Source organism: Klebsiella quasivariicola (assembly GCF_002269255.1).
Classification (GTDB): Bacteria; Pseudomonadota; Gammaproteobacteria; order Enterobacterales; family Enterobacteriaceae; genus Klebsiella; species Klebsiella quasivariicola.
Window position 1 is genome coordinate 1,624,799 of the sequence record NZ_CP022823.1, and the last position, 18,757, is coordinate 1,643,555.

General features: G+C 55.6%; 18 protein-coding genes. 14 read left to right on the forward strand and 4 right to left on the reverse strand.

Going from position 1 to position 18,757, the window contains the following annotated elements; genetic code table 11:
* The first annotated feature begins 14 nt into the window (after positions 1 to 14).
* Genes yfcF through yfcD form a run of 3 tightly spaced genes read left to right on the forward strand, consistent with a single transcriptional unit; the run spans position 15 to position 1,876 of the window.
* The gene (gene yfcF / locus B8P98_RS08320) at positions 15 to 659 is read left to right on the forward strand and encodes a glutathione transferase (RefSeq protein WP_025714136.1); all 645 of its coding nucleotides are present in this window, start codon (positions 15 to 17) and stop codon (positions 657 to 659) included.
* A 56-nt stretch (positions 660 to 715) separates the two neighbouring features.
* Positions 716 to 1,267 (forward strand): phosphodiesterase, encoded by a 552-nt coding sequence (gene yfcE / locus B8P98_RS08325; RefSeq protein ID WP_080924258.1) that lies wholly within the window; start codon positions 716 to 718, stop codon positions 1,265 to 1,267.
* A 57-nt stretch (positions 1,268 to 1,324) separates the two neighbouring features.
* The gene (yfcD, locus tag B8P98_RS08330) at positions 1,325 to 1,876 is read left to right on the forward strand and encodes an NUDIX hydrolase YfcD (protein WP_025714134.1); all 552 of its coding nucleotides are present in this window, start codon (positions 1,325 to 1,327) and stop codon (positions 1,874 to 1,876) included.
* Positions 1,877 to 1,963: 87 nt separating this feature from the next.
* On the opposite strand, the gene pta is transcribed toward yfcD, so the two are convergent.
* Both pta and ackA read right to left on the reverse strand, forming a co-directional pair.
* Positions 1,964 to 4,111, reverse strand: coding sequence for a phosphate acetyltransferase (gene pta / locus B8P98_RS08335; protein WP_080896903.1), 2,148 nt, complete (start codon positions 4,109 to 4,111; stop codon positions 1,964 to 1,966).
* Positions 4,112 to 4,310: 199 nt separating this feature from the next.
* Entirely contained in the window at positions 4,311 to 5,513 is a 1,203-nt protein-coding gene (ackA, locus tag B8P98_RS08340) for an acetate kinase (RefSeq protein WP_080896904.1), read from the reverse strand.
* A 338-nt stretch (positions 5,514 to 5,851) separates the two neighbouring features.
* Between ackA and yfbV the strand changes: the two genes are divergently transcribed.
* From yfbV to B8P98_RS08360, 4 genes are all read left to right on the forward strand, one after another.
* Entirely contained in the window at positions 5,852 to 6,307 is a 456-nt protein-coding gene (gene yfbV / locus B8P98_RS08345; protein WP_025714131.1) for a terminus macrodomain insulation protein YfbV, read from the forward strand.
* Positions 6,308 to 6,394: 87 nt separating this feature from the next.
* Complete coding sequence (locus tag B8P98_RS08350) at positions 6,395 to 6,889, forward strand: YfbU family protein (protein WP_004201754.1); 495 nt, start codon at positions 6,395 to 6,397, stop codon at positions 6,887 to 6,889.
* Between the two features lie 11 nt (positions 6,890 to 6,900).
* Positions 6,901 to 7,560 carry a sugar phosphatase gene (locus tag B8P98_RS08355; RefSeq protein ID WP_025714130.1) on the forward strand — a complete coding sequence of 220 codons (660 nt, stop codon included), beginning with the start codon at positions 6,901 to 6,903 and terminating at the stop codon, positions 7,558 to 7,560.
* Positions 7,561 to 7,636: 76 nt separating this feature from the next.
* Complete coding sequence (locus B8P98_RS08360; RefSeq protein ID WP_080924256.1) at positions 7,637 to 9,469, forward strand: SLC13 family permease; 1,833 nt, start codon at positions 7,637 to 7,639, stop codon at positions 9,467 to 9,469.
* A 41-nt stretch (positions 9,470 to 9,510) separates the two neighbouring features.
* Here the strand turns inward: B8P98_RS08360 and yfbR are convergent, their stop codons facing one another.
* Positions 9,511 to 10,110 (reverse strand): 5'-deoxynucleotidase, encoded by a 600-nt coding sequence (yfbR, locus tag B8P98_RS08365; protein WP_025711575.1) that lies wholly within the window; start codon positions 10,108 to 10,110, stop codon positions 9,511 to 9,513.
* An 81-nt stretch (positions 10,111 to 10,191) separates the two neighbouring features.
* Positions 10,192 to 11,409 carry an alanine transaminase AlaA gene (gene alaA / locus B8P98_RS08370; protein ID WP_025711576.1) on the reverse strand — a complete coding sequence of 406 codons (1,218 nt, stop codon included), beginning with the start codon at positions 11,407 to 11,409 and terminating at the stop codon, positions 10,192 to 10,194.
* A gap of 538 nt (positions 11,410 to 11,947) precedes the next feature.
* Here alaA and B8P98_RS30770 point away from each other — a divergent pair.
* From B8P98_RS30770 to nuoF, 7 genes are all read left to right on the forward strand, one after another.
* Positions 11,948 to 12,277 (forward strand): hypothetical protein, encoded by a 330-nt coding sequence (locus B8P98_RS30770; RefSeq protein ID WP_167382636.1) that lies wholly within the window; start codon positions 11,948 to 11,950, stop codon positions 12,275 to 12,277.
* Positions 12,278 to 12,282: 5 nt separating this feature from the next.
* Positions 12,283 to 13,209: a LysR family transcriptional regulator gene (locus B8P98_RS08375; RefSeq protein WP_025711577.1), complete on the forward strand. Its 927-nt coding sequence runs from the start codon at positions 12,283 to 12,285 to the stop codon at positions 13,207 to 13,209.
* 652 nt (positions 13,210 to 13,861) lie between these two features.
* The gene (nuoA, locus tag B8P98_RS08395; RefSeq protein ID WP_002913181.1) at positions 13,862 to 14,308 is read left to right on the forward strand and encodes an NADH-quinone oxidoreductase subunit NuoA; all 447 of its coding nucleotides are present in this window, start codon (positions 13,862 to 13,864) and stop codon (positions 14,306 to 14,308) included.
* A 15-nt stretch (positions 14,309 to 14,323) separates the two neighbouring features.
* Positions 14,324 to 14,998: an NADH-quinone oxidoreductase subunit NuoB gene (gene nuoB, locus B8P98_RS08400; protein ID WP_002913178.1), complete on the forward strand. Its 675-nt coding sequence runs from the start codon at positions 14,324 to 14,326 to the stop codon at positions 14,996 to 14,998.
* Between the two features lie 87 nt (positions 14,999 to 15,085).
* Complete coding sequence (gene nuoC / locus B8P98_RS08405; protein ID WP_025711579.1) at positions 15,086 to 16,894, forward strand: NADH-quinone oxidoreductase subunit C/D; 1,809 nt, start codon at positions 15,086 to 15,088, stop codon at positions 16,892 to 16,894.
* Between the two features lie 2 nt (positions 16,895 to 16,896).
* Positions 16,897 to 17,397 (forward strand): NADH-quinone oxidoreductase subunit NuoE, encoded by a 501-nt coding sequence (gene nuoE, locus B8P98_RS08410; protein ID WP_095032869.1) that lies wholly within the window; start codon positions 16,897 to 16,899, stop codon positions 17,395 to 17,397.
* Entirely contained in the window at positions 17,394 to 18,731 is a 1,338-nt protein-coding gene (gene nuoF, locus B8P98_RS08415) for an NADH-quinone oxidoreductase subunit NuoF (RefSeq protein WP_002913158.1), read from the forward strand. The genes nuoE and nuoF overlap by 4 nt, the downstream gene beginning before the upstream one ends.
* Positions 18,732 to 18,757: the final 26 nt, after the last annotated feature.

The window sequence follows — 18,757 nt, forward strand, 5'->3', positions numbered from 1 at the left end:
ATCTTGAGGATGCTATGAATCAGCCCGTGATTACCCTGTGGTCCGATGCGGATTTTTTCTCACCGTACGTGATGTCTGTCTATGTCGCGCTGCAGGAAAAAAGCCTGCCTTTTCGTCTTAAAACCGTTGATCTGAACCGCGGTGAACATCTGCAGGCCGGCTGGACGGGGTATACGGCCACGCGTCGTGTACCGCTACTGGAAGTAGACGATTTCACACTGAGCGAGTCCTCGGCGATAACCGAATATCTTGATGAGCGTTTCGCCCCGCCGGAATGGGAGCGACTTTATCCGCATGACCTGCAAAAACGAGCCCGTGCCCGGCAGATCCAGGCCTGGCTGCGCAGCGATCTGGTGCCCATCCGCGAAGAGCGGTCCACTGCGGTCGTGTTTGGTGGGGAGAAAATGCCGGTGCTCAGCAACGCAGGGAAGCAGTCGGCGGAAAAATTGTTTGCCACTGCCACCACGCTGCTGGCGCACGGCGGGCAAAATTTATTCGGTGAATGGTCTATTGCCGATGCCGACCTGGCGCTGATGCTCAATCGACTGGTCCTCAATGGCGATGACGTACCGGAATCGCTGGCCGATTATGCGACTTTCCAGTGGCAGCGGGCTTCGATCCAGCGTTACGCCGCGCTTTCCGCCAAACGCGCAGGCTGATAACCCGTCGCGCTTCCGTTATCATAGTGGCATCGTAACCTGTGGAGATAAAATCTATGAAGCTCATGTTTGCCTCCGATATTCATGGTTCGCTGCCCGCTACGGAACGCGTGCTTGAACGGTTCGCGCAAAGCGGGGCCAGGTGGCTCGTTGTTCTTGGGGATGTGCTCAATCACGGGCCGCGTAACGCGCTGCCGGAGGGGTATGCGCCGGCTGAGGTGGCTGAGCGGTTAAATAGCGTGGCGGAACGTATCATTGCCGTTCGTGGCAACTGTGACAGCGAAGTGGACCAGATGCTGCTTCGTTTTCCCATCACCACGCCCTGGCAGCAGGTGCTCAGCGAACGCTACCGCCTGTTTCTGACTCACGGTCATCTGTATAGCCCCGAAAATTTGCCCCCACTTGCCGCTGGCGATGTGCTGGCTTACGGCCATACTCATATACCGGTCGCAGAAAAACGCGGTGAGGTTTACCTCTTTAATCCTGGCTCAGTGAGTATCCCGAAAGGGGGTTATACCGCCAGCTATGGGCTGCTGGATGAGGGACGTCTGCAGGTTTTAGCACTCAATGATAATCAGGTTATTGCAGAGGTCGCAATTTACCCGTAATTTAGCCTTCAATCATAAAGACGCGCCGCGAGAGCGCTTTTAAAGTAAGGTTTCCTGATGGCGGAACAGAATCATTTGGCAAGCACAGAATGGGTCGATATTGTTAATGAAAACAATGAGGTGATAGCGCAGTCCAGCCGCGAACAGATGCGTGCGCAGTGCCTGCGTCACCGGGCGACCTATATCGTCGTTCACGACGGAATGGGGAAAATTCTGGTGCAGCGACGCACCGAGACGAAAGACTTTCATCCGGGGATGCTGGATGCCACCGCCGGTGGTGTCGTTCAGGCTGATGAACAGTTACTGGAGTCGGCCCGTCGCGAGGCCGAAGAAGAGTTAGGCATCGCCGGGGTGCCGTTTGCCGATCACGGCCAGTTCTATTACGAAGATAAATTCTGCCGCGTCTGGGGAAGCCTGTTCAGCTGCGTCTCGCACGGGCCGTTTGCCCTGCAGGAAGAAGAGGTGAGCGAGGTGTGCTGGTTAACGCCGGAAGAGATCACCGCCCGCTGCGATGAGTTCACGCCGGACTCCCTGAAAGCGCTGGCGCTGTGGATGACCCGCAATGCGGGTAACGAATATGATGAGGCAGAAGAGAGCGAGCGCGAGTAATCGCGCCATCACACGGCAGCCACAACGGCTCGCCCGTGACGAAAAAAGGCAGCCTTTGGCTGCCTTTTGTTTTATCTCAGCGGGAGATTACTTCTGCTGCTGAGCAGACTGGATCGCGGTCAGAGCGATGGTGTAGACGATATCATCTACCAGCGCGCCACGAGACAGGTCGTTGACCGGCTTACGCATACCCTGCAGCATCGGCCCGATGGAGATCAGGTCGGCAGAACGCTGTACGGCTTTATAAGTGGTGTTACCGGTGTTCAGATCCGGGAAGATGAACACGGTCGCGCGGCCAGCTACCGGTGAGTTCGGCGCTTTGGACTTCGCTACGTCAGCCATCACCGCGGCGTCATACTGCAGCGGGCCGTCGATCATCAGGTCAGGACGTTTTTCCTGCGCCAGACGCGTTGCTTCACGAACTTTCTCGACATCGCTACCCGCGCCGGAGGTACCGGTGGAGTAGGAGAGCATCGCTACGCGCGGTTCAATACCGAAGGCAATCGCCGAGTCAGCGGACTGAATGGCGATTTCCGCCAGCTGTTCTGCGGTCGGATCCGGGTTGATCGCGCAGTCACCGTAAACGTATACCTGTTCCGGCAGCAGCATGAAGAACACGGAAGAGACCAGCGAGCTGCCCGGAGCGGTTTTGATCAGCTGCAGCGGCGGACGAATGGTGTTGGCGGTGGTGTGAACCGCGCCGGACACCAGGCCGTCAACTTCATCCTGTTCCAGCATCAGGGTGCCGAGAACCACATTGTCTTCCAGCTGTTCGCGGGCGACCGCTTCGGTCATGCCTTTGTTCTTACGCAGTTCGACCAGGCGACCCACATAGCTTTCACGCACTACTTCCGGATCGACGATTTCGATACCCGCGCCCAGCTCAACGCCCTGGGCTGCGGCAACGCGATTGATTTCATCCGGGTTACCCAGCAGGACGCAGGTCGCGATCCCGCGTTCGGCGCAGATTGCGGCCGCTTTCACGGTACGCGGTTCGTCGCCTTCCGGCAGAACGACGCGTTTGCCGGCTTTGCGCGCCAGCTCGGTCAGCTGGTAGCGGAAGGCTGGCGGGGAGAGACGACGGCTGCGCTCGGAGGTCGCGGTCAGCGATTCGATCCAGTCGGCGTTAATGTAGTTGGCTACATATTCCTGAACTTTCTCGATGCGCTCGTGATCGTCAACCGGTACTTCGAGGTTGAAGCTCTGCAGGCTCAGGGAGGTCTGCCAGGTGTTGGTGTTGACCATGAATACCGGCAGGCCGGTCGCGAAAGCACGTTCGCACAGCTTGCTGATACGCGCGTCCATTTCATAGCCGCCGGTCAGCAGGATGGCGCCGATTTCCACGCCGTTCATCGCGGCCAGGCAGGCTGCGACCAGTACGTCAGGACGGTCGGCGGAAGTGACCAGCAGCGAGCCTGCGCGGAAGTGCTCCAGCATGTGCGGGATGCTGCGTGCGCAGAAGGTCACAGATTTCACGCGGCGGGTGTTGATATCGCCTTCGTTGATGATGGTCGCATTCAGGTGATGGGCCATGTCGATCGCACGGGTAGCGATCAGATCAAAGCTCCACGGTACCGCGCCCAGCACCGGCAGAGAACTGCCTTTCTGCAGCTGAGCCGGATCAACCTTCACCACTTTCGCTTTCGAAGAGTCGTCGAAGATTTCCGACAGATCAGGACGGGTGCGGCCCTGATCGTCGACCGGCGCATTCAGTTTGTTGATGATAACGCCAGTGATGCTGGTGTTTTTTGCGCCGCCAAAGCTGTTGCGGGTCAGTTCAATACGCTCGTTCAGCTGTTCTGGCGTATCGGTACCCTGAGACATCACGAAGACGATCTCTGCGTTCAGCGTTTTAGCGATCTCAAAGTTCAGCGCCTGGGCGAACTGATGCTTACGGGTCGGTACCAGACCTTCCACCAGAACCACTTCCGCGTCCTGAGTGTTCGCATGGTAGTTGGCGATGATCTCTTCCATCAGCACATCTTTCTGATTGCTGGAGAGCAGAGATTCCACGTGGCTCATCTTCAGCGGTTCAGCCGCGGTGGTGGTGGAGGAGCTGGCGCGAACGATGGTGGTCGTCTGGTCCGGGGCATCGCCACCGGAGCGCGGCTGGGCGATAGGTTTAAAGACGCTCAGACGAACGCCTTTGCGTTCCATAGCGCGGATCACACCGAGGCTGACGCTGGTCAGGCCTACGCTGGTACCGGTAGGAATTAACATGATAGTACGGGACACGGTATATCCTCTTTCGTTACCGCCAGTATCAGGCGGGATACAAAACAGCACCACCAGCTACCCGTTATATTTCAAGTTGCACGTGCGTTGGCTCTACTTGCTCACCCCGATCGCGTACGCGATGTACGCGCCGGGGATTTGCTGTGTCGCCGCCTTCCTGCAGCTCGAATTATTGCGGGTCAGGGCTGGCGGTGTGGAATTAAGCGGTCAGACGGCTGGCGTCTTGCGCGATGACCAGTTCTTCGTTGGTCGGGATAACCACGGCAGGACGGGTGCCTTCTTTGTTGATGAAGCCAGACTTGCCGAAACGAGCAGCCAGGTTACGTTCATGGTCAACTTCGAAGCCCAGTACGCCCAGTTTGCCCAGCGACAGTTCACGCACCATCGCGGCGTTTTCACCGATACCACCGGTGAAGATAACAGCGTCGAGACGACCGTCCATCAGCGCGGTGTAGGAGCCGATGTATTTCGCCAGGCGGTGGCAGTATACGTCCATCGCGCGTTTAGCGTCGGCTTTTTCCTTGTAGTTGTCTTCTACGTAGCGGCAGTCGCTGGTGACTTCGGTCAGACCCAGCAGGCCGGACTCTTTGGTCAGCATTTTGTTGATGGCGTCAACGCTCATGCCCAGGGTGTCGTGCAGATGGAAGATGATGGCCGGATCGATGTCACCGGAACGGGTACCCATCACCAGGCCTTCCAGCGGGGTCAGACCCATGGAGGTATCAACGCATTTGCCGTTACGGATTGCCGATACAGAACCACCGTTGCCGAGGTGGCAGGTGATGATGTTCAGCTCTTCTACCGGCTTGTTCAGGATTTTAGCGGCTTCCTGGGTCACATAGAAGTGGCTGGTGCCGTGTGCGCCGTAGCGACGAACGCCATGCTCTTTGTACAGGCTGTACGGCAGGGCATAGAGGTAAGATTCTTCCGGCATAGTCTGATGGAACGCCGTATCGAATACCGCCACGTTTTTGTCTTTCAGATGCGGGAAAGATTTCAGCGCTTCAGCGATGCCGATCAGGTGTGCCGGGTTGTGCAGCGGTGCGAAGGACGCAGCGTCTTTAATGCCCTGAATCACAGATTCGTCAATCACCACGGAGCTGGTGTATTTTTCGCCGCCATGGACGATACGGTGGCCGATTGCGGTCAGTTGAGCAGACAGTTCTGGTTTTTGTGCCAGAATAGTGTTAACGATAAAGTTCAGTGCTTCACTGTGCGCAGCGCCCGCGCCTAATTCGGCTTCGTGTTTGCCGCCGTCAATTTTCCATTTGATACGGGCTTCCGGCAGGTGGAAGCATTCCGCTAAACCGGACAGGTATTCGTCGCCGTTAACGGCGTCAAGGATAGCAAATTTCAGAGAGGAGCTACCGCAGTTCAGAACCAGTACTAACTTACTCGACATGGAAGTACCTTTTTATGATACGTGGCTAAAAAAACGTCAGGGTGTCATTAGCGTAGCGCAGGATGACCTCGACATTTATGATTAACATCATGCCTTGTTCTGTTTTCGGGCACGATGAGAGAAGTACATTTGATTTTATGCCATTTTGCATAATTTTCAGCCAATGGCAGAATATGCGATAATTTGACTAGCCTGGCAAAAGAGTCTATCCGCCCTTTCAGGCGGGCACAGGATACCTGATTGCGGCATCCTTTGCCAAAATCTTTTGAACGTTGTCATGCATAGTTGGTGTTTTGCACGAATTTTTTAAGTTTTATATGTAAAGTTGAGGTAAAGCCATGTCGACCCCCGAGAAACGCCCCGTTAGCTTCTTTAGCTTGTTCAACCGTGGGCAGCACTATGCCAGGACCTGGCCTCTCGACAAGCGCCTCGCGCCGGTATTTATTGAAAACCGCATCATTCGAGCTACCCGCTATGCCATCCGCATTATGCCGCCGATCGCTATTTTTACCCTGTGCTGGCAGATAGCCCTTGGCGGACAGCTGGGTCCTGCCGTGGCCACCGCGCTGTTTGCGCTGAGCCTGCCGATGCAAGGATTATGGTGGTTGGGTAAGCGGTCGGTGACGCCGCTGCCGCCGTCCATTCTTAACTGGTTCTATGAAGTGCGTGGCAAACTGCAGGAGGCAGGGCAGGCGTTGGCCCCCGTCGACGGCAAGCCCGATTATCAGGCGCTGGCTGACACGCTTAAGCGCGCCTTCAAACAACTGGATAAAACTTTCCTTGATGATTTGTAATTCACTACGGAAAACGCATATAAAAGAAGGCGCATGATTTATGCGCCTTCTTTATTTCACGCCCTACCGTGCTACAGGAGTCACAACATGGAAATGACCAATGCGCAGCGTCTGATTTTATCCAATCAGTACAAAATGATGACGATGCTCGACCCGGACAACGCGGAACGCTACCGTCGTCTGCAAACCATTATTGAGCGTGGGTATGGGCTGCAGATGCGAGAGCTGGACCGCGAGTTCGGCCAGCTGACGGAAGAAACCTGCCGTACCGTTATCGATATCATGGAGATGTACCATGCGCTACATGTCTCCTGGACTAACCTGAAGGATGCGGCCGGTATCGACGAGCGTCGCGTCACCTTCCTCGGCTTTGATGCCGCTACCGAAGCGCGTTTTCTCGGCTACGTGCGCTTTATGGTCAATGTCGAAGGCCGCTACAGTCATTTTGACGCCGGCACCCATGGCTTTAACTCGCAGACCCCAATGTGGGAGAAATACCAGCGAATGCTGAGCGTCTGGCACGCCTGCCCGCGCCAGTATCACCTGAGCAGTAATGAAATTAACCAAATTATTAATGCCTGAGGGAGGTGCCCGTGCAGTGTAAAGGTTTCCTGTTCGATTTAGACGGGACGCTGGTGGATTCCTTGCCGGTGGTGGAGCGTTCATGGTGTAAGTGGGGGGATCGTTTCGCCATTGATCATGATGAAATACTCAATTTTATTCACGGCAAGCAGGCTATTACCTCCATTCGCCATTTTATGCCGGGTCGCAGCGAGGAAGATATTCAGGCCGAATTTCGCTACCTCGAGCAGATGGAAGCCACTGACATCGAGGGCGTCGTCGCCCTGCCGGGGGCGTTAGCCCTGCTGAATACGCTCAATGAAGCCGGCATCCCGTGGGCGATTGTGACCTCGGGGTCGATTCCGGTTGCCCATGCGCGTCACCGCGCGGCGGGGCTGCCAATGCCGGAGGTGTTTGTCACCGCTGAGCAGGTGAAACACGGCAAGCCAGCGCCGGATGCCTATCTGCTGGGCGCCGAGCGGCTGGGGTTGCCGGCTGAGCAGTGCGCCGTGGTGGAAGACGCGCCTGCGGGACTGCTCTCCGGACTGGCGGCGGGCTGTCGCACCATCGCGGTCAACGTGCCTGCCGATGCTCCTCGTCTGGATGAAGCTGACCTCGTGTTGAGCAGCCTGGAAGATCTGCTGGTAGAACGCCAGGCGAACGGCTTTGTTAATGTGCGTCTTAAAGCGTAAACGTATGATTTCGCCCCGCGTTGTCGGGGCTTTTTTATGCCACTATGTCGACTCCCTCTTCTGACAAGGAAACGTTGTGAACGGTGAATTGATTTGGGTTTTATCCCTCCTGGCCATCGCGGTTGTGCTGTTTGCTACCGGCAAGGTGCGCATGGATGCTATTGCCCTGATGGTTATTGTCGCCTTCGTCCTCAGCGGCACGCTGACGCTGAATGAGGCTTTTTCCGGATTCAGCGATCCTAACGTGATCCTCATTGCCGCCTTGTTTATTATTGGTGACGGCCTGGTGCGCACCGGGGTGGCTACCAAGATGGGGGCCTGGCTGGTGAGCGTGGCTGGCAGCAGCGAAACCAAGATGCTGATCTACCTGATGCTCACCGTCGCCGGGTTGGGCGCCTTCATGAGTTCAACCGGCGTGGTTGCTATTTTCATCCCGGTGGTGCTCAGCGTGTCGGCGCGGATGAATACCTCACCATCGCGGCTGATGATGCCGCTGAGCTTCGCCGGGCTTATCAGTGGGATGATGACCCTGGTCGCAACGCCGCCCAACCTGGTGGTCAACAGTGAACTGCTGCGCGAAGGGCTGCACGGCTTCAGTTTTTTCAGCGTTACGCCGATTGGCCTGGTGGTGCTGATCCTTGGCATCGTCTATATGCTGGCGGTGCGCTTTATGCTGAAAACAGATAATGGCGAATCCGCGCGTGATGGCCGCAAAAGAAGCACATTTCGTGATCTGATCCGCGAATATCACCTCACCGGCCGCGCCCGCCGCCTGGCGATCCGTCCCGGTTCGCCAATGATCGGCCAGCGGCTGGATGATTTAAAACTGCGTGAGCGCTACTGCGCCAACGTCATCGGCGTTGAACGCTGGCGGCGGTTCCGTCGGGTGATTGTTAACGTCAACGGGGTATCGGAATTCCGCGCCCGTGACGTCCTGCTGATCGATATGTCCGCCTCCGATGTCGATTTACGCCAGTTCTGTGGTGAGCAGATGCTCGAGCCGATGGTGCTGCGCGGCGAGTATTTTGCCGATCAGGCGCTGGACGTGGGTATGGCGGAGGTGGCGCTGATCCCGGACTCAGAGATGATGGGTAAAACGGTGCGTGAGATAGCGTTCCGCACCCGGTTTGGTCTCAATATCGTCGGCATGAAACGTGATGGCAAGGCGATGGATGGATCCGTGGTCGATGAGCCGCTGCAGCTCGGCGATATTCTGCTGGTGGTCGGCAACTGGCGGCAAATTGCCCTGCTGGCGAAGCGTGGGCGTGATTTCGTGGTGCTCAATATGCCGGTTGAGGTCGATGACGCTTCGCCGGCACACAGCCAGGCTCCGCACGCGATTTTCTGTCTGGTGCTGATGGTAGCCTTGATGCTCACCGATGAAATTCCCAACCCGATTGCCGCGATCATCGCCTGCCTGCTGATGGGCAAATTCCGCTGCATCAACGCTGAAAGCGCCTATAAGGCGATCCACTGGCCAAGCATTATTCTGATCGTCGGGATGATGCCTTTTGCGCAGGCGCTGCAGAAAACCGGCGGGGTGGATCTGGTGGTCAAGGGGCTGATGGACGTCGCCGGAGGCGAGGGGCCTTATCTGATGCTCGGCTGCCTGTTTGTGATGTGCGCGACGATAGGCCTGTTTATTTCTAATACCGCGACCGCGGTGCTGATGGCGCCTATCGCCTTAGCGGCGGCGAAGTCGATGGGCGTATCGCCGTATCCCTTTGCCATGGTGGTAGCGATGGCGGCATCGGCGGCATTTATGACCCCGGTTTCCTCGCCCGTCAACACCCTGGTGCTTGGCCCGGGTAAGTATTCCTTCAGCGACTTTGTGAAGATTGGCGTCCCTTTCACTGTGCTGGTGATGGTGGTCTGCGTGCTGCTGATTCCGGTACTCTTCCCGTTTTAAGCTATACAGGCAGGCCGGGCAACCGCTGCCCGGCCTGCCTGTTACAGCGGCGAATCCTGGCTAATTTCATCCAGCGATAGCTGGAAGCTTGGGACAAATACCTGCATAAAGTAATCCATCTCCGCGCTGCGCCGTGATTCCAGGGTCTTTTCCAGACGGCCTTTAGCGAGCAGAAATTCGTTGTTGCCTGCAGACAGTTCTTCGAGGCATTTCAGGTAGGCGCAAAGGGCGTCAGCCTGTTTGACGATCGACTGCTCTTCCTCGCTGTAGTGGTGCTCGTCAATCAGCGGTTCGAAAATATCCCGTAGCTCGTCAGGGACCATATCCACCAGTTTTTGCTGCGCAATCTTTTCAATCGCCTTATATTCCTGGGCAATCTGTGAATTGAAGTATTTCACCGGGGTAGGCAGATCGCCGGTGAGCACTTCGGAGGCATCGTGGTACATCGCCAGCAGAGCGATACGTTCGGCGTTGACCTGGCCGCCAAATTTGCGGTTTTTAATCGCCGCCAGCGCGTGGGCAACCATTGCCACCTGCAGACTGTGCTCGGAAACATTTTCGGTGCGCACGTTGCGCATCAGTGGCCAGCGGTTGATAAGTTTCAGGCGGGAGAGGTGGGCAAAGAAATGACTCTGACTCATAGGAACCCTTAATCAGTGACAACATCGGCTTCCATTGTGCGCAGGGAACGCCGCCGGATGCAAATGCCGGCGGCGGAGCGATTAAAGCTGGTGGTAGCCGGAGAGGAAGCGGCCAAAGCGGGAGATCGCCATCTCCAGGTCGTCTTCGCGAGGCAGGGTCACGATGCGCACATGATCCGGCCACGGCCAGTTAAAGGCGGTTCCCTGTACCAACAGGACTTTTTCCTGCAGCAGGAAATCAAGCACCATTTTCTGGTCGTCGTGAATATTAAAGCGCTTCGCGTCGATTTTCGGGAACATATACAGCGCGCCTTTTGGCTTCATGCAGGAAACGCCCGGGATATCGTTGATCAGCTCCCAGGCGCGATTGCGTTGTTCATACAGACGCCCGCCGGGAATAATAAATTCGCTGATACTCTGATAGCCGCCGAGCGCGGTTTGAATGGCATGCTGGGCCGGGACGTTGGCGCACAGGCGCATCGACGCCAGCATCTCCAGCCCTTCAATATAGCCCTTCGCGTGTTTTTTCGGCCCATTCAGCACCATCCAGCCCTGACGGAAGCCGGCAACGCGGTAGGTTTTTGACAGCCCGTTGAAGGTCACGGTCAGCAGGTCAGGCGCGAGAGCGGCAATCGAATGATGCTCGGCGTCGTCGTAGAGGATCTTATCGTAGATTTCATCGGCGAAAATGATCAGGTTATGCTGGCGGGCGATCTCGACGATCTCCTGCAGCAGTTCTTTGGAGTAGACGGCGCCGGTGGGGTTGTTAGGGTTAATGATCACGATCCCGCGCGTGCGCGGGGTGATTTTCGCGCGGATATCGTCAAGATCCGGGAACCAGTCAGAGGATTCGTCGCACAGGTAGTGTACCGCCTTGCCGCTGGAAAGCGACACCGCCGCTGTCCACAGCGGGTAATCGGGGGCGGGAACCAGCATCTCATCGCCGCTGTTTAACAGCGCCTGCATTGCCTGCACAATCAGCTCAGAAACGCCATTACCAATGTAGATATCTTCCACCGTGACATCGCGCATTCCCCGCGCCTGGTAATGCTGCATGATGGCTTTACGCGCCGAGTACAATCCTTTCGAATCGCAGTACCCCTGGGCGGTAGGGAGATTGCGGATGACGTCGACGAGGATCTCGTCGGGGGCCTCGAAGCCGAACGGCGCCGGGTTACCGATGTTCAGTTTCAGAACCTTATTGCCTTCTTCTTCAAGACGTTTCGCTTCTTTCAGAACCGGGCCGCGGATGTCATAACAGACGTTCTCTAACTTGCTGGATTTTTCGATGGGGGACATGAATCTTGACCTTTTTAGCTGTTATTGCCACTCCCTGCCGTGGAAGTCAGCACGGAACAATGTACTCCGCATCCCCGCTGTTTTGAAGGCTTTGCAGGAGAAGATTTTGCTAATACAGGATTTTAAGCGTAATTGATTTATCTATCATGTGGGGATTTAATCTATAGCTTATGCCTATTTATGTCTATTTTTCGGTCGTATATGTAACCGTAATGTCATTTTAACCAACATTTATCTGGTTTCTTTGTGTGGTAAGAGAGAACGCAAGAAAGAGCGGTAAGCGAAAAAGCTATCCTTAAGGTAATTAAGCGTTGATTTGTGATTTTGATGTTAAATATTTTTAATAAAAAACAGCACTCGCCCACAATATTCTTATTTTTGACAGGTAATAATCTGAGGTTTGTTAATTTATATAAAATGTTGAAAAAAATTTAAAATTACCTGAGTTAATCCTTATTAAGGCTTATAAAAAGGATGGATATCGGTTAGAATATCGCCGTTAATATCAGCGTTAATCCGCGGTTTTGCGGTGAAATTGATGATTAATATATTGTTATTACAGGATTTTATTGTTCCTTTTCTCTTTAGTAAAAGCACGGCAAAGACAGGCTTTCTGGTAACAACCGCCCGCGTCATTGCAGCGACGCATGAAGGCCGGCAGATCGTGGCAATAAATAACGATGAGAAATACGAGCAATATATTACTCCGAGGTTCTGTGCATTTGCGCAGACGAGTACTTTGACATGTAATAACGTTCGTCCAGTTGTTTATCCGCCATCGAAAGGGTGGGCACGAGGCTCAGGGATTAGCTGGAAACCTGGCGTGAAGCATCAACAAGGCAGGTCGGCGTTAGCTGCCTGTAAGTGAACAACATGATTAATACCAATCGTCCGATACTCAACCTCGATCTCGATCTGCTTCGCACCTTCGTGGCGGTCGCCGATCTGAACACCTTCGCCGCCGCCGCCGCCGCGGTATGCCGTACCCAGTCCGCAGTCAGCCAGCAAATGCAACGCCTGGAGCAGCTGGTGGGTAAAGAGCTTTTCGCCCGCCATGGGCGCAACAAACTACTGACCGAACAGGGCATCCAGCTGCTGGGTTATGCCCGTAAAATCCTGCGTTTTAACGATGAGGCCTGCCTGTCGTTGATGTATGGCAGCCTGCAGGGAGGGATGACCATTGGTGCGTCGGAAGAGACGGCCGATACCATCCTGCCGTTTCTGTTAAACCGCATCGGTTGCTTCTATCCCCGAATGACGCTGGAGATTAAAGTGCATCCGCATGCCGCGATCATGGAGATGCTCGCCGAAGGGGGAGTGGATCTGGCATTGTCCACGCATCAGCCTGATGGTTTTAGCTCTTTTACTCTGCGAACGTCGCCCACGCTCTGGTACTGTGCGGCGGAATACGTGCTGGCAAAAGGGGAGTCGATTCCCCTTATCCTGCTGGAGGAGCCGGGTCCGTTCCGTCAGGACATTATTACCGCGCTGGAAGCCGCCCATGTCTCGTGGCATCTGGCCCATGCCGCCTCTTCGCTGTCCGGGGTAAAAGCGGCAGTGAAAGCCGGGCTGGGCGTCACGGCGCGGCCGGTTGAAATGATGAGCGCTGACCTGCGGGTGGCTGGCATCAGCGATGGTTTACCCCTTCTACCTGATACCCGATATGTCGTTAGCTGTAATCCGCAGACGGTGAGCGAACTACCGCAGGCGATTTTCCAGTCTCTGAGTCAGGAGAATTCCCCCTGGTGCACCGGGTCAGCGCTTACTCCGGAAGAGGGAGGAAACACCCTGGTTTTGTGAGGGCAATAATGCTAACAAAGATCACAAAAACTAGTAACAGAATGTAAGTTCAAAAAAAGAGCCTCAGAGGTGGTTTTCCCCCCTGCTGGCTCTTTTTTTGCCACAATCATTGATGGTTTGAATGTTTTTTTTATTTCTTTCAAGAAAAATCAGCAACCTGGCGTGACATAGCGCTCACCTTGTCGACTTTTTACGGCACTTTCAACACTTCCTGCTAATGTTAAAAAACCGGACGGATTGTTGCCGTTTTCCAGATGTAATTAACAAAAGCGTGTCACAGATCAAGAAAATACCCCTCTTTGGGGGGAGGAATCGAGGCTAAATCCTGTCAAAATGGATGGGTACTTTTGATTTACGACGGAAACGGACACGATTCAACAACACTAAAACCGAACAGTATGCAAGGTTATTCCGCATAAAAGGGCATTTAATGTTAATGAAAAGATTCCAATGTAAATTAATGTTGTGAAAACTTTTGTTAAAGTTGACAAAAGGTTAAAGAAAGGGGTAAAAAGCCACGGCATCTGGGCTTCTCACATCTACCAGGGACGCTTTTTTGCACGGTTATTTTTTATTCCTCCCGTGAAACGCTGTGGCGTTCATCTGCCAGTAAGAGCAGAGGGTTTTGGCGCTACACTTTTTTGGTTAAGCAATGCGTATGTCAACATCCACTGAAGTCATCGCTCATCATTGGGCATTCGCTATATTTCTCATCATCGCTATCGGCCTGTGCTGCCTCATGCTCGTTGGCGGCTGGTACCTTGGCGGTCGCGCGCGCGCGCGTAGCAAAAACACGCCGTTTGAATCGGGGATCGACTCCGTTGGTTCGGCCCGCTTACGTCTTTCTGCGAAGTTTTATCTGGTTGCCATGTTCTTCGTTATCTTCGACGTGGAAGCCCTGTATCTCTACGCATGGTCGACTTCTATCCGCGAGAGCGGCTGGGTCGGCTTTGTGGAAGCCGCAATTTTCATTTTAGTGCTACTGGCTGGTCTGGTTTATCTCGTTCGCATCGGCGCACTGGACTGGACGCCCGCGCGTTCCCGTCGCACGCTGGTTAACCCGGAAACAGACAGTCCCACTAACCGTCATATGCAGTAAAAGCGAGGCAATAAGATGGATTATACGCTCACCCGCATAGATCCTAACGGTGAGAACGACCGTTACCCCCTGCAAAAACAGGAGATCGTCACCGACCCCCTGGAGCAGGAAGTCAATAAAAGCGTGTATATGGGGAAACTCGAACACGCGCTGCATGACATGGTGAACTGGGGCCGTAAGAACTCAATTTGGCCGTATAACTTCGGCCTTTCTTGCTGTTATGTGGAAATGGTGACGTCATTCACTGCGGTGCATGACGTTGCGCGTTTTGGTGCAGAAGTTCTGCGTGCCTCCCCGCGTCAGGCGGATCTGATGGTGGTTGCCGGCACCTGCTTTACCAAAATGGCACCGGTTATTCAGCGTCTTTACGATCAGATGCTGGAGCCGAAGTGGGTGATCTCCATGGGGGCCTGTGCAAACTCCGGCGGCATGTACGACATCTATTCGGTGGTGCAGGGTGTGGACAAATTTATTCCGGTCGATGTGTACATCCCGGGTTGTCCGCCGCGTCCGGAGGCCTATATGCAGGCGCTGATGCTGCTGCAGGAGTCCATTGGTAAAGAGCGCCGCCCGCTTTCATGGGTGGTTGGCGATCAGGGCGTTTATCGCGCCAATATGCAGTCGGAACGCGAGCGTAAACGCGGCGAACGTATTGCAGTGACCAATCTGCGGACGCCGGACGAGATTTAATTTGCGCCTGCGGGCGGGATTACCACTTCGCAAATCAATCTACAACAGCGCGAAGTCTCGCCCGGCAGTCACCACGGACCTTTTGCAATGGTGAACAATATGACCGATTTAACCGCGCATGACGCCGCACCAGCCTGGCAAACCCGCGATCACCTCGATGACCCAGTGATCGGCGAACTGCGCAACCGCTTTGGGCCGGATGCCTTTACCGTTCAGCCTACCCGTACCGGCGTACCGGTGGTATGGGTGAAGCGTGAACAGCTGCTTGAGGTGGGGGATTTCCTGAAGAAATTGCCGAAGCCTTACGTGATGCTGTTTGACCTGCACGGCATGGACGAACGTCTGCGCACGCACCGCGATGGCCTGCCCGCCGCGGATTTTTCCGTTTTCTATCATCTGATTTCCATCGACCGCAACCGCGACATCATGCTCAAGGTGGCGCTGTCAGAAAACGATCTGCATCTGCCGACTTTCACCAAACTGTTCCCTAACGCCAACTGGTATGAGCGTGAAACCTGGGAAATGTTTGGCATTACCTTCGATGGTCACCCGAACCTGCGCCGCATCATGATGCCGCCGACCTGGGAAGGCCACCCGCTGCGTAAAGACTACCCGGCGCGCGCCACCGAATTCGATCCGTTTGAGCTGACCAAAGCCAAGCAGGATCTGGAGATGGAAGCGTTAACCTTCAAGCCGGAAGAGTGGGGCATGAAGCGCGGGACCGAAAACGAGGACTTTATGTTCCTCAACCTTGGCCCGAACCACCCCTCCGCCCACGGTGCGTTCCGCATTATCCTGCAGCTGGACGGCGAAGAGATCGTCGACTGCGTGCCGGATATCGGCTATCACCATCGCGGCGCCGAGAAGATGGGCGAGCGTCAGTCCTGGCACAGCTATATCCCGTACACTGATCGTATCGAATACCTCGGCGGCTGCGTCAACGAGATGCCGTACGTGCTGGCGGTGGAAAAACTGGCCGGGATCACCGTGCCGGATCGCGTCAACGTGATCCGTGTGATGCTCTCCGAACTGTTCCGTATTAACAGCCACCTGCTGTATATCTCGACCTTTATTCAGGACGTCGGCGCGATGACGCCGGTCTTCTTCGCCTTTACCGACCGTCAGAAAATCTACGATCTGGTGGAAGCGATTACCGGTTTCCGTATGCACCCGGCGTGGTTCCGCATCGGCGGCGTCGCCCACGATCTGCCGCGTGGCTGGGATCGTCTGCTGCGTGAATTCCTCGAGTGGATGCCGAAGCGTCTCGACTCTTATGAGAAAGCCGCCCTGCGCAACACCATTCTGAAAGGCCGTTCCGTCGGCGTGGCCGCCTACACCGCGAAAGAAGCGCTGGAATGGGGCACCACCGGCGCAGGCCTGCGCGCCACCGGTATCGGCTTCGACGTGCGTAAATGGCGTCCTTACTCTGGTTATGAAAACTTCGACTTCGAAGTCCCGACCGGCGGTGGCGTTTCTGACTGCTACACCCGCGTGATGCTGAAAGTCGAAGAACTGCGCCAGAGCCTGCGCATTCTTCAGCAGTGCCTCGACAATATGCCGGAAGGCCCGTTCAAAGCGGATCACCCGCTGACGACGCCGCCGCCGAAAGAGCGCACGCTGCAGCATATCGAAACCCTGATCACCCACTTCCTGCAGGTATCGTGGGGCCCGGTGATGCCGGCCAACGAGTCCTTCCAGATGATTGAGGCGACCAAAGGGATTAACAGTTACTACCTGACCAGCGACGGCAGCACCATGAGCTACCGTACCCGCGTCCGTACGCCGAGCTTTGCGCACCTGCAGCAAATCCCGTCGGCTATTCGCGGCAGCCTGGTATCCGACCTGATTGTCTATCTGGGTAGTATCGATTTTGTTATGTCAGACGTGGACCGCTAATTATGCACGAGAATCAACAACCACAAACCGAGGCTTTTGAGCTGAGTGCGGCAGAGCGTGAGGCTATTAAGCACGAGAAGCACCACTACGAAGACCCGCGTGCGGCGTCCATCGAAGCGCTGAAAATCGTTCAGAAACAGCGCGGCTGGGTGCCGGATGGCGCGATCTATGCGATCGCCGATGTGCTGGGGATCCCGGCGAGCGACGTCGAAGGCGTGGCAACATTTTACAGCCAGATTTTCCGTCAGCCGGTTGGCCGTCACGTGATCCGCTACTGCGACAGCGTGGTGTGCCACATCACCGGTTATCAGGGTATTCAGGCTGCGATTGAGAAGAAGCTGAATATTAAGCCAGGGCAGACCACCTTTGACGGCCGCTTCACGCTGCTGCCGACCTGCTGCCTGGGCAACTGCGACAAGGGACCGACCATGATGATCGATGAGGACACTCACAGTCATCTGACGCCGGAGGCAATTCCTGACCTGCTGGAGCAGTACAAATGAAAACCGTAATTCGTACTGCGGAAACGCATCCGCTCACCTGGCGTCTGCGCGACGACAAGCAGCCGGTATGGCTGGACGAGTATCGCAGCAAAAATGGCTACGAAGGGGCGCGTAAAGCCCTGACCGGGATGGCGCCGGATGAAATCGTCACGGCGGTAAAAGACGCTGGCCTGAAAGGGCGCGGCGGCGCAGGCTTCTCCACGGGTCTGAAGTGGAGCCTGATGCCGAAAGACGAATCCATGAACATCCGTTACCTGCTGTGTAACGCCGATGAAATGGAGCCGGGTACCTATAAAGACCGTCTGCTGATGGAGCAGCTGCCGCACCTGCTGGTGGAAGGCATGCTGATCTCCGCGTTTGCGCTGAAAGCGTACCGCGGCTACATCTTCCTGCGCGGCGAATATATTGAAGCGGCACAGCATCTGCGTCGCGCGATTGCCGAAGCCACTGAAGCGGGCCTGTTGGGCAAAAACATCCTCGGCACCGGGTTTGACTTCGAACTGTTTGTCCACACCGGGGCAGGGCGCTATATCTGTGGTGAAGAGACAGCGCTGATCAACTCCCTCGAAGGCCGCCGCGCCAACCCGCGCTCCAAGCCGCCGTTCCCGGCGAGCTCCGGCGTGTGGGGCAAGCCGACCTGCGTCAACAACGTGGAAACCCTGTGCAACGTGCCGGCGATCCTCGCCAACGGCGTCGAGTGGTACCAGAACATTTCCACCAGCAAAGATGCTGGCACCAAGCTGATGGGCTTCTCCGGCCGGGTGAAGAATCCGGGCGTCTGGGAGCTGCCGTTCGGCACCACCGCGCGTGAGATCCTCGAAGATTACGCCGGCGGCATGCGCGATGGCCTGAAGTTTAAAGCCTGGCAACCGGGCGGGGCAGGGACCGACTTCCTCACCGAAGCGCACCTCGATCTGCCGATGGAGTTTGAAAGCATTGGTAAAGCGGGCAGCCGTCTGGGCACCTCGCTGGCGATGGCCGTTGACCACGAGATCAACATGGTCTCGCTGGTGCGCAACCTTGAAGAGTTCTTTGCCCGCGAGTCCTGCGGCTGGTGTACGCCGTGCCGCGATGGTCTGCCGTGGAGCGTGAAGATCCTGCGCGCCCTGGAGCGCGGCGAAGGCCAGCCTGGCGATATCGAAACGCTTGAGCAACTGTGTCGATTCCTGGGCCCGGGTAAAACCTTCTGCGCGCACGCGCCGGGTGCGGTCGAACCGCTACAGAGCGCGATTAAATATTTCCGCGAAGAATTCGAGGCTGGCATTAAGCAGCAGTTCAGCAATACCCATGCAATCAACGGGATTCAGCCGAACCTGCTTAAGACGCGCTGGTAATCAAAGGTTTTTTATTTTTGGAAGCA